This is a genomic window from Sandaracinobacteroides sp., from assembly GCF_057137845.1.
The window spans coordinates 1-14,266 of sequence record NZ_DBNHFX010000018.1 but is presented as its reverse complement, the minus strand read 5'-3'; the positions used below and the strand labels follow the sequence as shown (position 1 = coordinate 14,266).

Below are 14,266 nucleotides of genomic sequence, written 5' to 3'. Positions count from 1 at the left end.
CTGCCGCATCTTGCGACAGAAGGCCGCCTTGCCGTCGCACCCGATACGGGGGACTGCCGCACCATGATGACGCACACGCTGTTCCCCGCCATGCGCCGCCAACGGCTTGCGCTCGGGTTCATCGCCGCCGTTCTCGGCCAGCCCCTCATCGCTGGCGCCGTGCCGGGCGCTTCCATCCACGGCCATGTGTTCACCGCCAACGAACAGGGCAATTCGGTCAGCAGGATCGACCTTTCCAGCGGGCAGGTGGCAACGGTTTCGCTGCCGATCGCCCCGCACAATGTGCAGGCAACACCCGACATGGCGAAACTGCTGATCGTCGGCACGCCGGCGCAAGGTGGCCATGGTGGCAGCCACGGCCACGGCGATGGCCACGGCAGCGATGCCGGGCGGCTTCTGGTGCTGGATCCGGCGGCCCTCGATGCACCCCCTGTCGAGATAACGGTCGGCAGTCACCCCGCCCACGTCGTCACCGACCGCGACGGGCTGCGCGCCTTCGTCACCCACGCCGGTGACGACAGCATCTCGGTTGTCGATCTGGCCAGCCGCAACGTCCGCACCATCCGGGCCGCCGCCTATCCGCACGGCTTGCGGCTGTCGCCCGATGGCCGCCTCTTGCTGGTGGCCAATGTGAAGGATGGCTCTGTTTCGCTGTTCGACACCGATACGCTTGTGGAAACCGCGCGCATTCCCGTCGGCGCATCGCCGGTGCAGGTGGCGTTCCTTCCCGATGGCGCACAGGCCTATGTTTCCCTGCGCGACGAAGACGCGATGGCCGTGATCGACATCGCCCGGCGCAAGGTCAGTGGCCGCATCCCCGTTGGCGACGGGCCGATCCAGTCTTACTCCACGCCCGATGGCGGCAGGCTGTTCGTGGCGAACCAGGGAAGCGAACAGGCACCCGGCAATCAGGTGTCGGTGATCGACGTGGCCAAGGGTGCGGTCGTCGCCACGGTAAAGGTCGGGCAAGGCGCACATGGCGTCGTCGTCAGCGCCGACGGCGGCCGGGCCTTCATCACCAACGTCGATGACGGCACGGTTTCGGAAATCCGGACAGACACCAATCAGGTGCTGGCGACGCACACCGTTGGCCGTGGCCCGAACGGCATCACCTATACAGCGCGCTGAACGGCCGCCGTTGCCGTTCAGGCCTTAAGCAACGTCTGCCGCAACGGCTGCACCGCCCGTCCGGGCGCAACAGCCCGCGCCACCAGCGCCGGGTCCAGCATGAACGTCTCGGCGACGAGGGTCGCCAGAACCGAGTCCATGTCGGTGGTCGGCTTCAGGTCGCGCCCGTCCTGCAGGGCGCCCGCGCCAAGCCCCGGCCAGTCGGCAACGACGCGGCCGCCGTTCACCGCACCACCCAGGATCATCGCCACCGACGCGGTTCCATGGTCGGTGCCCGCAGTGCCGTTGACGGCAACCGTGCGGCCGAATTCCGTTGCCACCAGCACCACGGTATCTGCCCACACAGGACTTAACGCATCGCGAAGCGCCGCCAGCAGGGCGTCGAGGTGCCTGAGCTGGGCCGCAAGCCGGGGGTTCTGGGCGCTGTGGGTGTCCCAGCCGCCGGTTTCGATCATTGCAACCCGCGGGCCGTCGGGCTTGCGCAGGAAACCGGCAGCCAGCCGCCCGATGCTCGCGGCGTCCTGCCTTCCCGTGGTATCCCCGGCAAGCGCGCGCGCCTCGATCGCCGCTGCCCACAGCGGATGCAACTGCGGATCGCCGGCATACAGTTCGCCGACCCGTATCAGCAGATCCTCGTCTTCGCCGCCTGCCGATGTGGCGGCATAGGAAGTCACCGGGTTCGGCCCGCGCAGGGCCAGCGGAACCGTCGGCGCCAGCGCCACGGCCTCGACCGCCTGTTGCGGCAGCAGCCCAGTCAGCCGGTTCAACCAGCCATCGGGCAGCGCGAAGGGCGCAGTGCCCCCGCTCTCCAGAACATTCTGTCCGTCGAAGTGCGAGCGATCGCGGTAAGGCGACGCAACCGCGTGCACGAACAGCGCCTGCCCTGCCGCAAACAGCTTTCCGGTTTCCACAAGCGACGGATGCAACGAAAACATGCCATCCAGCCTGATCGCCGTGCCCGCGTCGATCGCCAGCGCCCCGCGCTGGGCCGCATAACCCGGATCGCCACACGGTATCACCGTGTTCAGTCCGTCTGCTGCGCCGCGCTGGATGATGAACACGAAGCGCCGATCGGCAGCGCCTGCGGCAGCACGGGCGATACGGGGCGCCAGCATCAGGCCTGCGCCAATCCCGATCCCCGACAGCAGCGTGCGGCGAACGATCTGCATGGTCACCTCCGTTGAAATTCAGGAGAGACCAGCAACAGCGCAACGCCCGTTGCCAGACTTTCCGCCCGTGCCACCGCCGCTGCCGTGCCGGCCCCCAGCGCCTGCGGCAGAATCCGGCCCCCCAAGGCGCGCGGGTCGATGCGGCCGCCCGTCCAGCCTGCCATGCGTTGCGCCACTTCCACCCGTCGCATCAGCGCTGCGGGCGCAGCCCAGGTCGCTGCGATATCGTCATATCCAGCAGGAGAGCCGGGCCTCCACACCGGCTGGCCAAGCTGCTGCATCACCGCTGCAACCTGCATCTGCCCGGCATCAGGCAGCCCGATGGCCCGTGCCGACGACACCAGCCATTCCCACGGGGTCTTGAATTTGGCTGCTGTGTAGGCGGCGCTTTCCGGGGCATCGACCAGCAGGCGATACAATGCCGGCAGATCGCCGCCCGTACTCTGGAACGAAGCGGCAAGGCGGCCGACCAGCGCTGGCGGCGGATCGTCGACCACGAAATGGCGCGCAAGCTTCGTTGCGATGTGGGTTGCAGTCTGCGGCGCCGTGGCAAGATCGTGCAGAACCGCCCTTGCCTGCGCTTCGCCGGGCTGCGGATAGGCCTTGCCCCTGATCTGCCGCGTGCCGGGTTCGTGCATGGCGGCACGAAACGCAAACCGGCCCGGTTCCCCGTCATCGGCCCGCGCACCCCGGCCAAGGCCGTTCGCCGTCCAGCCGGTCAGCGCGCGAGCGAACTCGGTAACGTCGGCCTGCGTGTAGCCGGTCCGCACCCCCAGCGTGTGCAGCTCCATGATTTCCCGGGCCAGATTCTCGTTCAGGCCGGCCTTGCGGGCGGGGTTGCGCGCTTCGGCACGCATCGCCAGCTGGCTTTCCGGCCCGGCGGACTGCGCCTGATCCAGATACAGCAGCATCGCCGGATGCCGCACCACCGCCAGCAGCATGTCCTCGAAGCGCCCAAGCACATGCGGGCGGATCGCCTCTGCCTCGAAGCTGCCGACGAACGGCACCACTGCCGCCTTGTCGGCCGACACCGCGAAATGGTTCGACCAGAAATGCACCAGCCGCTCCATGAACGGCGCAGGCGTCGAAAACGCGCTGGTTGCACGCGCCTGCACTGCATCCAGATAGGCATCGCGCGATTGGCGACGCATCGCTTTGCGCACATCCTGCCGCGCCGCCGACGCGTCGGCCCCCGCCTGCATCAATTGCGTGCGCGTGCCGACATAGTCGGCGGCAACGACCCCGGAAGTCGGCAGCGCCGCCCAGACGCCGGGTCGCGGATCGTAGCGATCAAACTGCCCCAGCAACCAGAATCGCGGGTTTTCGGGCAATGGCTCGTCGGCCCGTGCGCCAAGGCCAAACCGATTGAGCGCGTCCGCAATCGTAAGCGTCGTCATAGTCCTGCCCCCGCCTTCCCGCGGCACCCGACAACGCAGCAGGATCGCGCAACCGCGCTGAAAGCCAGATGAACGCCCGCCCCTGCAACGGTTCACCATACAGGACAAAATGAAACCCGGCGGGCATGGTACGCGCCCGCCGGGTCTCTGCCGCCTGGTCATCCAGGCGCGGCTGGGCTGCGGTTACTCCCCACGCGCCAGCCGGTGCTGCCAACCAACACTGGGCTCCATCCGGAAATCCACGCGCGAGTCCATGACCATATTGGCCGAGAGGACCATTTCCTTGTGCACCCTGGACGACATCCTGCGTCCGATATTCCGCCCCAGAAGTGCAAGCTCGTCGGCCAGATCCTGGCACTCGGGCAGCCCTTCGACGTAGCGGCTGAAATAGTGTTTTGCGCGCCTGACGAAGTCTATAGCCCTGTCGAAATCGCCGTCGCGATTCATCCGCGCTGCCTGCGACACGATATCCGCATGCCAGGCGCGGGCAACGATCACCGCAGCCTCGTCATCACGAGCCTGCTCGTTGTTCTCGACGCCGCCCACCGCCGTCAGGCACAACCCGACAGGCACCGCATCGATCCGCCCGTCGCCTCCGGCCACACGCCCGCTGGCTTCCAGTTCGAACCTGAGTTTGCTGTTGATGGCAGAGGCCGGGCAAATCAGCTTGAACACGGCAATCCGTTCAACGCCGTTCATGATCGGCCCCAGCGGCAGCCGGACCCGAAAATCAGTCCTGCCCGCGCGTCGGCCCAGCGCCAGCGCACGGACCCCCACAGGCAGCACGAGTTCGACGACCGCATCCTCGACCACCGAGCTGACAATGCCGGCAAGTTCGCCAAGCAGCACGTTGCGGATGTCCTCAAAATGCTCGGCGTCGTGCAGGCGGCCCCCGCCGCTTTCGGCGATCCCGCGCAACAACTGCTCGTCATAGCCATCGCCGATCCCAAGCGTCGACGTCAGCACCCCGCGCGACCGCAGTTCGCCTGCATGTTCGCCCAGTTCCGCCGGATCGGTGATGCCTTCATTTGCGCAGCCATCGCTCAGGATGATCACGCGCGCGGTCATCTGCGGGTCCGCCTCGGCGATACGCGCGGCACAGTCGACCCCGGCGAACCAGCCGCCTGAAAGGTTCGTCATCCCCCGCGTGACGAGGCCGGACACCGCGTCGCAGATCGTCCGCCTATTGTCAGCGTGCACCGGCACGGCATCCAGATGCACCTGCACATCCGATGCAAACGACACCAGGGTCAGCCGGTCATTTGCGGTCAGTTGTTCAATCAGGCCAAGCGCAGCCTGCTTGGCGGCTTCAAGCTTTCCACCGCCCATCGAACCGCTGGCATCGACGACAAGCGCGATATTGAGCGGCTTGCGTTCGGCAGGCGCATCGGCGGCCAGACCATGCGCCGTCACCCTGGCGACCAGGTAGCGAACGGAACCACCGCGCGCCCAGATCAACCGGCGATCGAAGTCTGCCGAAACGGCAAAGGCAACATCAGTCATTTCTGTTTCCTCCTGTAAGCGCGGCACGAAGTTGGTCTGCAAACTGTTCAAACAGCAGTCGTTCTGCGGGGTTCAGTTCTCCTCTCACTGAGATTTCGATGTCGGGCGTGATCGGGATGCGGGTCCAGATTGTCCCACGCGATCGCCGGGGCGCAGGTTCGTCAAGCGCGTTGGCCAGTTGCAGTGCCACGCGCTCGATGCCCGCCATGTCGCTGTCTGATCGGGCGTGCAGATCGGGGAGGCCAGCGCGGGCGATCGAGGCCGGATGTTCACGCGGAATTCTCGGATACATCAACCGTGGCAGGATTTCGCTGCGCGCGGCAGAGAAATTTTTCCCCGTGCTCATTGCCACGGCCGGCGGCGCCTCCTGCACCTTCGCACGCACCCTCTCCAGATACTCCCGCGCGGTGCCGGATGGCGTGGCCGTCGGGTTGAGGATCGCAGCCCATGCGCGGATCTGGTCGTCGGTCGCCAGCAGCAGCCGACGGCCGATTTCCGCAAGCGACAGCCCTGCGACGTCTTTCAGGGCGCGAACCGCAAGCGCCTTCTCGGCGTTGAGGGCCGGATAGCGTGCACCACGGCCCGGCTTGAACGGCGGCGCCAGCAACCCCTCGCTCACCCACGAGCGCAGGGTGCGCGGCTCGACGCCGGCACGCTCGCTCAGTTCCTCCAGAGTAAGCCCCTCGTCCATCACGTAGTGCCATATAAACACGACATTGCGACATGACAAGATGGCAAGATGAATTTTTTGCGCAACAGCCCGGCAAGGGCGGACGCCTTCCGGCCACAAGGCGATAGTTTGGCCGGGCGCGGCTGCAACGTTCGTAACCGGCGTGGCCGGCACAGGATGTCACTACGTTTTGTGTTCGGCCTAATTCGCCAGCGCGCCGCGCAGGCTCGCTCTGGCGTTCTCGTCCGGGGTCCAGCCGGAAGCAATCAGGCCCTGCGCCCCGAACAGCGCAGCCAGTGGATCGGGGCCGCGCGCCGCTTCGGCCAGCTCTGCCGCACGGGGATCGTCGACCGGGCCATTGGCACCGCGCAGATGGCGGATCCAGGCCGCTATGCCGGCCAGGATCGCCGGGCAGTTGCGCCCCCGGGCCTGATTGGCGGCAAGTGTTTCAAGCCAGCGTTGCGGGATCTTCTGGCTGCCGTCCATAGCGATCTGGGCAAGGCGGTGCTGCAAAGCGGGATTGGCGAAGCGGCCAAGCAACGCTTCGGCATAGGCAGACAGGTCCTGCCCCGGCGCGGCGTCGATCGTCGGCGCGGCCTCGTCGGCCATCAGCCGTTCGACCAGCGGCCGGATTGCCGGATCGGCCACCGCTTCATGCACATAGGCATGACCATGGACCAGCCCGACATAGGCCAGCAGCGAGTGCGCGCCGTTCAGCATACGCAACTTCGCAGTCTCATAGGGCCTCACATCACTTACCAGTTCCGCTCCCACGGCCTCCCATTGCGGGCGGGCACCGGCGAAGCGGTCCTCGATCACCCACTGGCTGAACGGTTCGGTCATGACCGCCGCCTCGTCGGCCAGGCCGACACGATCGGACAGATTCACGCGATCTTCGGCTGTCGTGGCCGGGACGATACGGTCCACCATGGTCGATGGGCAGGCGCATTCGCGCTCGAACCATGCGCCAAGCGCCTGGTCATGAAGATCCAGATAGGCCGTCATGAGCCGCTCCAACTGCCTGCCGTTGTCCGCCAGATTGTCGCAGGAAAGCAGGGTAAGGCCGGCAAGGCCGGCGTCGTGACGGGCGCGCAGGGCCTTGGCGAGCAGGGAGTAAATGCTGCCCTCTGCCGCCAGCGCCGGATCAAGAGATCCGTCCGCCGCACGGCAATAGCCTTTCTCGGTAACGGTCAGGCTGGCGATCCTGGTCGATGGTGCGCAAAGGCGCGCGATCACGGCATCAGGCTGGTGGGGCGCGACCAGAACTTCGCGGACCGCGCCGACCAGACGGCTGTGCCACCCTTCGGCCGATCGCTCGGTGACGGTATACAGCCCGTCCTGCGGATTCATCTGCCCGGCGACATCCCCGGACCGCAGCGAAACGCCGCAGATCGCCCAGTCGCGATTTCCCGCATCCATCGCCCGGTCGGTGTACCATGCCTGATGCGCGCGGTGGAAAGCGCCGATCCCAAGATGGACGATGCCGATCGCCTGCTGCGCGCGGTCATAGCCCGGCCGTTCGACCTCGGGTGCAAGCCGACCTATGTGCGATGCGTCCAGCCTCATAGCCGGTAGGCCTGCTTCACCAGATCATAGGTCAGCGCACGCGCCAGTTCTGCCGCTTCCCAGTCCTCCAGCCGGTGTTCGGCCACCAGTTCGGCCAGAAAGCCGCAGTCGATCCGTCGCGCGACATCGTGGCGGGCGGGAATCGAAAGAAAGGCGCGGGTATCGTCGTTGAAGCCGACGCTGTTGTAGAATCCCGCCGTTTCAGTGGTGGCCCGCCGGAACCGGCGCATCCCTTCCGGGCTGTCGTGGAACCACCAGGCCGGGCCAAGTTTCAGGCAAGGATAGTGTCCGGCCAGCGGCGCCAGTTCGCGCGCGTAGGTGCTTTCATCGAGCGTGAACAGGATCAGGCTGAGGCGCGGGTCGTTGCCGAAGCGGTCGAGCAGCGGCCTCAGTTCCTGCACATAGCCGGTGCGCATGGGGATATCCGCCCCCTTGTCGCGGCCCAGCGCTTCGAACAGCGCCGCATTGTGGTTGCGGAAACTGCCGGGATGAAGCTGCATGACCAGCCCGTCATCGACGCTCATGGCCGCCATTTCGGTCAGCATCTGGGCGCGGAACAATTCAGCCTCGGCCGCCGTGAATGCGTCACCGCGCACCCGCGCGAACAACGCTTCCGCCTCGGCCTGCGACAGGTTCGCGGTCTGCGCTGTGGGGTGTCCATGATCGGTGCTGGTCGCGCCCATCGCCGCAAAGAACGCCCGACGCTTGCGGTGGGCCGCAAGATAGCCCTGCCATGACAGGCAATCCTCGCCAGTCAGATCCGAGAAAGCGCGCAGGTTGTCACGGAATCCCTCGAATTCGGGATCGACCACCGGATCGGGGCGGTAGGCGGTAATCACCCTGCCCTGCCAGCCCGAACTGCGGATCGCAGCATGGTGCGACAGGCTGTCGAGCGGGCTTTCGGTGGTTGCGATGACCTCGATGTTGTAGCGCTCGAACAGGGCGCGCGGACGGAAGGCGTCGGTCGCCAGCGCTGCTGTGATCGTGTCGAAATACTGGTCTGCGGTGCCCGCTTCCAGCCGCACGTCGATTCCGAACGCCTCGGCGAAGACCCAGTCGAGCCACATCCGCGAGGGCGTGCCGCGAAACAGGTGATAGTTGGCCGCAAACAGGCGCCAGGCTGCACGCGGATCAAATCCTGGGTTACCAACACCCAGTGCGTCGAGCGACACGCCCTGCGAATAGAGCATCCGAAAGACATAGTGATCGGGAACCAGCAGCAATTCGCTTGCATTGCCAAAGGCTTCATTGCCCGCAAACCAGCCCGGATCGGTGTGGCCGTGCGGGCTGACGATCGGCAGGTCTGCAATCGAGGCATGGAGTTCGCGCGCGATTGCGCGGATTGATGGATCCGCCGGGAACAGGCGATCCGGGTGCAGTTCAAGCCGTCGGGTCATGCAGTAATCCATCCGGTGGTGCGGCCGAATGCCAGCAGCAGTTCGGGCCAGCAGGCGGCGGGCAACCCCCGCGCGTTGCGAATCCCGAAGCCGTGCCCGCCCCTCGCAAAGAGATGGGTCTCCACCTCGATCCGCCGGGCGCGCAATGCATCGCGCAGCGCCAGGCTGTGTTCGGGGCCGACCATCGGATCGTCCTCGGCATGGGCAAGGAAATGCGGCGGGGCGTTTTCGCGCACGTTGCGGTGCGGCGAATGGCGACGGGCGGCGTCATCGCCCTGTGCGCTACCGAACAGCGACCGGCCGGGTGGCGCGGCCGCCGCCAGCCGGTCGAGCATGATCGCCGGATAGACCGGCGCCACCAGGTCCGGCCGGGCCGATTGCCTGTCAGCCGCGTCCTTCGCGGGATAGGCCGGATAATCGAACTGCGCTGCAAGATTGGCGACGAGATGTCCGCCTGCGGAAAACCCCACCACTGCGATCCGGCCCGGATCGATGCCCCAGGCTGCAGCATTGGCGCGAACCAGCCGCACCGCGCGCTGCACGTCGGCCAGCGGGGTGTCAGCGCCGCCTGCCCAGCCTTCCTGTGGCAGGCGATAGGCCAGCGCGAAGCCGGCCACCCCCCGGTCCGCGAACCACTGGGCGATATCCAGCCCCTCCTTGTCCCAGGCCAGGTGATGATAGGCACCGCCGGGAACCGCGATGATCGCCGCGCCATTGCTGCGGCGCGGCCGGAACGCCTCGAGCCGCGGCTCGATCACGCCGGTAAGTTCGCGATCGCGCACAGCGGGATCCTTCGAACGCTCGCGCAACATTTCCGAGAGGCCTGCCGGGGCCGGCTCGGGCAGGCCATCGGGCCACAGCGCGATGCTGTCGGGTATGGCGCCTGCGCGCGCGGCCAGCCCCGCGCTGCCATTCGCCAGTGCGCCAGCAGCCAGCGCCAGCCCCAGCAGGTCGCGACGGTCGAGGCTCATGCTGTAGCCCGGGAATAGCGATCGCGCTTGGCCTGGGCTGCCTTGCGCGCTTCGGCGATCTGGCGTTCCTCGGTCGCGAACAACAGGCTGTCGATCACCTGCGACAGGTGCGCCCGCATCGCCGCACGGGCAGCCCCAGGGTCATGCGCACGCAACGCGTCGAGGATCACTGTGTGCTCGTCTACCACCGGCTTGATGTTGGCGGAACGCGCCTTGGCATGCAGCAGCGCCGCCTCGGGCGAGAGCGAGCGCAAGTCCCACAGATGTTCGATCGCGTCGGAAATCGCGTGGTTGCGGGTTGCCCGGGCGATGGCGAGATGAAATGCGCGGTCCGCCCGCTCGGCGCCATCGGCGGCCAGATTTTCCTGCGCTATCGCCTCGATCAGCGCTTCGATCTCGGCAAGTTCCTCGTCGGTTATCTGGGTCGCGGCAAGGGCGGCCGCCTCCCCCTCGAACAGCAGGCGCGCTTCGGTCAGTTCGAAGGCGGTAATATTGAAGCCGGGCAGGTCCTCTTTGCCCGGCAGGCGCAGAACATAGGCGCCCGAGCCGACCCGCACGTCGACCAGCCCCTGCACTTCAAGCGCAATGATCGCCTCGCGCACTGTCGGGCGGCTGACATTGTGGGTGGCGGCAAGCTCGCGCTCGGCCGGAAGCCGCGCCCCGACCGGATAGCGGCCCGATGCCAGTTCCTCCATCAGGTTGCGCGCCAGGTCCTGGTAAAGCCGGTCCTGCGCCTTGTCCGTTTGGGACGCCATGAATTACCCTTCTTTTGGCCTTACCAATTATCTTGACAGGCCAGACTGATGCGGTCAAGAGACGAACTACAGGACAACCACCCGGAACGCACAGGGAATCGGATGAAAATTACCAGAGCTCGAGTCATTGTCACTTGTCCGGGGCGGAATTTCGTCACGCTCAAGATCGAGACTGATCAGGGCGTCTACGGGATCGGCGACGGCACCCTCAACGGACGCGAACTGTCCGTGGTCGCCTACCTTGAAGAACATGTGATCCCCTGCCTGATCGGTATGGACCCACAGCGGATCGAGGATATCTGGCAATATCTCTATCGTGGCGCCTACTGGCGTCGCGGCCCGGTGACCATGCGCGCCCTCGCCGCAGTCGACATGGCGCTGTGGGACATCAAGGCCAAGATGGCCGGAATGCCGCTATACCAGTTGCTGGGGGGCAGAAGCCGGGACGGGGTGATGGTCTATGGCCACGCCAACGGTTCCGACATCGCCGAGACGGTCGAAGCCGTCGGCCACTATATCGATCTGGGCTACAAGGCGATCCGTGCCCAGACCGGGGTGCCGGGGATCAAGGACGCTTATGGGGTGGGGCGTGGCAAGCTCTATTATGAACCGGCCGATGCGGCACTGCCATCAGTCACCGGCTGGGATACGCGCAAGGCGCTGAACTACGTCCCCAGGCTGTTCGAGGAACTGCGAAAGACCTACGGCTTCGACCAGCACCTGCTGCACGACGGGCACCACCGCTATACCCCGCAGGAAGCCGCAAATCTGGGCAGGATGCTTGAACCCTATCAACTGTTCTGGCTGGAGGACTGCACGCCCGCCGAAAATCAGGAGGCGTTCAGGCTGGTTCGCCAGCACACCGTCACCCCGCTGGCGGTGGGCGAGATCTTCAACACCATCTGGGACGCCAAGGATCTGATCCAGAACCAGTTGATCGACTATATCCGCGCCACGGTGGTCGGGGCCGGCGGGATCACGCACCTGCGCCGGATCGCGGATCTCGCCAGCCTCTATCAGATCCGCACCGGCTGCCACGGCGCAACCGACCTTTCCCCCGTCACGATGGGCTGCGCGCTGCACTTCGACACCTGGGTGTCCAATTTCGGCATTCAGGAATATATGCGCCACTCGCAGGAAACCGATGCGGTGTTCCCGCACGACTATCATTTCGAGAAGGGCGAGCTTTTCGTCGGCGATACGCCCGGCCACGGAGTCGACATCGACGAGACGCTGGCCGCAAAATACCCCTACAAACCTGCCTACCTCCCGGTCGCGCGGCTGGAAGACGGCACCATGTGGAACTGGTGAGTGAAATGCTGAAGAGTTCTCTGCTCGCGGTCGGCGCTGTCCTCGTGCTTGGTGCGGCAGGCCCGGCGCCTGCGCCCTCGCTCCAGCTCGATCGTCTGGCCAAGCTTGGCACGGTCGATCCGCGCTACCAGGGCTTCAACGTCGAGATGGTCGAAGTAACCGGTGGACGTTTCTGGGCGCCGTACGGCGGCCCGGCCGATGAACGCTACCGCCAGCGCCCGCCGATCGACCTGAAAGATCCCGCGTTGATTGCGCTCGCCAGAAATCTTGGCCCCAGCCTGATGCGGGTTTCCGGAACCTGGGCCAACAACACCTATCTCGAAGCAGAGGGCGAGCATCTTTCGGCACCGCCGCCCGGCTTTGTCCAGGTGCTGACCCGCCAGCAGTGGAAGGATGTCGTAGCCTTCTCGAGGGCGGTCGATGCCCCGATCGTCACCAGCTTCGCGGTCAGCAACGGCACACGCGGGGCCGATGGCGTCTGGACCACCGGGCAGGCGCAGCGCCTGCTCGACCTGACGCGCGAGGCCGGTGGCAGCATTTACGCGGCTGAATTCTTCAACGAAGCCAATATGCCCAGCGCCGCCCCGGAAATGCCCAGGCGCTACACCGCCGATAATTATGGCGCCGAGTTCCGGATCTTCCGCGACTGGGCGCGGGCGAAAGCGCCCGGAATGAAGATCCTTGGCGTCGGCGGCGTCGGCGAGGCAGGGATGCTGGGCGACGTGCCCGTTCCCGCCGCGTTCGGCGGACATGTCGGCACCGAAGACATGATGAAGGCCAATCCGGACAGCCTGGATGCTGTTTCCTACCACTTCTATGGTTCGGTCTCGCAGCGCTGCAAGGGGCTGGGCATCGGCACCGCGCAGAAGGGCGAGGCGCTTGGCGCCGAATGGCTCGACCGCACCGTGCGCGACTATAAATACTACGCCGCGCTGCGCGACAAATACGAACCGGGCAAACCGATGTGGAACACCGAAACGGCGCAGGCTGCCTGCGGCGGCAGCCCGTGGGCATCGACCTTCCTCGATACCTTCCGCTACCTGAACCAGAATGCGGCGCTGGCCCAGCTTGGATTGCAGGCAATCCAGCACAACACCCTTGCAGCAAGCGACTATGCCCTGATCGACCGCGACACACTGACCCCGCGCCCGAATTACTGGGCAGCCGTGCTGTGGAAGCGGACAATGGGCACCACCGTTCTGGCCTCGCCAAAATCGCCATCGCCTGCACTCAGGCTCTATGCCCAATGTCAGGCCGGCAAGCCCGGCGGGGTCACGGTGATGGCGCTCAATACCGGGGCGGAACCGCAGCCTCTGAACCTTGGCGGCAAGGGCCTTGGCTGGACCATGACCGGCCAGTCGCTCGACACCCGCGAGGTGTTGATCAACGGCAACAGGCCCGGACTCTCGGCCAACGGCGAACTGACCGGGCTGGACGGCGCAGCCGTGGCCGGAACGGTCAAGGTGCCCGGCCAGTCGATCGCCTTCTATTCGCTGCCCGGCGCCGGCAACCCGGCCTGCAGGTAGGTTCTTGGCGCGGATCGTTCTGATAGGCGAAGCCATGCTCGAACTCTCCCGCACTGGCGGTGCGGGAGAGCGCGGGCCTTGGCAGCTCGGCTATGGTGGCGACACGCTGAACACCGCGATCCACCTTGCCCGTGCAGGCCATGACACCGCATTCCTGACGGCCATCGGCAGCGACGCACTGAGCGAGGATCTCAAGCCGCGCTGGGCCGCCGAGGGACTGGACGTGTCACTGGTGCTGGAGCACCCGGCCCGCAGCACCGGGCTATATGCCATCGTCACGGATGCCGCCGGCGAGCGCAGCTTCAGCTATTGGCGGGACACCAGCGCCGCGAAAGATCTTTTCTCCCTCGACGCGGACTGGGCGTCGGTCGAAGCGGCCGGACTACTGGCTTTCTCGCTGATCAGCCTTGCGATCCTTCCCGAGGACGGGCGCCACCGGCTGCTCGATCATGCGGCGCGGCTCAAGCGCAATGGCGGCAAGGTCGCCTTCGACGGCAACTACCGTCCGCGCCTGTGGACGAACAAGGCCGAAGCCATGCGCTGGCGCAACGCCGCCATCGCCGTCGCCGACATCGGCCTGCCTACGCTGGAAGATGAAACCGCGCTGTCGGGCGAAGCCACCGCCGAGGCCGTAGCCGCGCACTGGATGAGCCTTGGCTGCGCAGAAACCGTCGTCAAGCTTGGCGCGGGCGGCTGTCGCCTGCCCGACGGCTCCATCATCGCTCCGAAAGCGGTGCTGAACCCCGTCGATACCAGCGGCGCCGGAGACGCCTTCAACGCCGGCTATCTTGGCGCCCGGCTCGATGGCGCCGATCCTGCCGAAGCGGCCCACGCCGGGCACGCGCTGGCCGGCTGGACGATCATGCGCCCCGG

General features: G+C 66.2%; 12 protein-coding genes. 4 read left to right on the top strand and 8 right to left on the bottom strand.

Annotation, left to right across the window (positions count from 1 at the left end):
* On the top strand, positions 1 to 1,128 hold a 1,128-nt coding region (locus AC16JP_RS00695; RefSeq protein WP_484338678.1), incomplete at its 5' end, for a YncE family protein.
* A gap of 17 nt (positions 1,129 to 1,145) precedes the next feature.
* Here the strand turns inward: AC16JP_RS00695 and AC16JP_RS00690 are convergent.
* From AC16JP_RS00690 to AC16JP_RS00655, 8 genes are all read right to left on the bottom strand, one after another.
* Positions 1,146 to 2,297, bottom strand: a complete 1,152-nt coding sequence (locus AC16JP_RS00690) for a DUF1501 domain-containing protein (RefSeq protein WP_484338677.1) — start codon at positions 2,295 to 2,297, stop codon at positions 1,146 to 1,148.
* A gap of 2 nt (positions 2,298 to 2,299) precedes the next feature.
* Complete coding sequence (locus AC16JP_RS00685) at positions 2,300 to 3,694, bottom strand: DUF1800 domain-containing protein (RefSeq protein WP_484338676.1); 1,395 nt, start codon at positions 3,692 to 3,694, stop codon at positions 2,300 to 2,302.
* A 183-nt stretch (positions 3,695 to 3,877) separates the two neighbouring features.
* Positions 3,878 to 5,197: a vWA domain-containing protein gene (locus AC16JP_RS00680; protein ID WP_484338675.1), complete on the bottom strand. Its 1,320-nt coding sequence runs from the start codon at positions 5,195 to 5,197 to the stop codon at positions 3,878 to 3,880.
* On the bottom strand, positions 5,190 to 6,041 hold the full coding sequence (locus tag AC16JP_RS00675; RefSeq protein WP_484338674.1) for a helix-turn-helix domain-containing protein: 852 nt from the start codon (positions 6,039 to 6,041) through the stop codon (positions 5,190 to 5,192). The genes AC16JP_RS00680 and AC16JP_RS00675 overlap by 8 nt, the downstream gene beginning before the upstream one ends.
* Before the next feature lie 27 nt (positions 6,042 to 6,068).
* Complete coding sequence (locus AC16JP_RS00670) at positions 6,069 to 7,433, bottom strand: mannitol dehydrogenase family protein (protein WP_484338673.1); 1,365 nt, start codon at positions 7,431 to 7,433, stop codon at positions 6,069 to 6,071.
* The gene (uxaC, locus tag AC16JP_RS00665) at positions 7,430 to 8,830 is read right to left on the bottom strand and encodes a glucuronate isomerase (protein WP_484338672.1); all 1,401 of its coding nucleotides are present in this window, start codon (positions 8,828 to 8,830) and stop codon (positions 7,430 to 7,432) included. The genes AC16JP_RS00670 and uxaC overlap by 4 nt, the downstream gene beginning before the upstream one ends.
* Positions 8,827 to 9,801, bottom strand: a complete 975-nt coding sequence (locus AC16JP_RS00660; protein WP_484338671.1) for an alpha/beta hydrolase — start codon at positions 9,799 to 9,801, stop codon at positions 8,827 to 8,829. Before AC16JP_RS00660 ends, uxaC begins: the two co-directional genes overlap by 4 nt.
* Positions 9,798 to 10,556, bottom strand: a complete 759-nt coding sequence (locus tag AC16JP_RS00655) for a FadR/GntR family transcriptional regulator (protein ID WP_484338670.1) — start codon at positions 10,554 to 10,556, stop codon at positions 9,798 to 9,800. Before AC16JP_RS00655 ends, AC16JP_RS00660 begins: the two co-directional genes overlap by 4 nt.
* A 102-nt stretch (positions 10,557 to 10,658) precedes the next feature.
* On the opposite strand from AC16JP_RS00655, the gene manD reads away from it, so the two are divergent.
* The 3 genes from manD to AC16JP_RS00640 all read left to right on the top strand — a co-directional run.
* The gene (gene manD / locus AC16JP_RS00650; RefSeq protein ID WP_484338669.1) at positions 10,659 to 11,867 is read left to right on the top strand and encodes a D-mannonate dehydratase ManD; all 1,209 of its coding nucleotides are present in this window, start codon (positions 10,659 to 10,661) and stop codon (positions 11,865 to 11,867) included.
* 5 nt (positions 11,868 to 11,872) lie between these two features.
* Complete coding sequence (locus tag AC16JP_RS00645; RefSeq protein ID WP_484338668.1) at positions 11,873 to 13,393, top strand: hypothetical protein; 1,521 nt, start codon at positions 11,873 to 11,875, stop codon at positions 13,391 to 13,393.
* A gap of 34 nt (positions 13,394 to 13,427) precedes the next feature.
* Positions 13,428 to 14,266, top strand: an 839-nt coding sequence (locus AC16JP_RS00640) for a sugar kinase (protein WP_484338667.1), incomplete at its 3' end; no start/stop codon positions are given.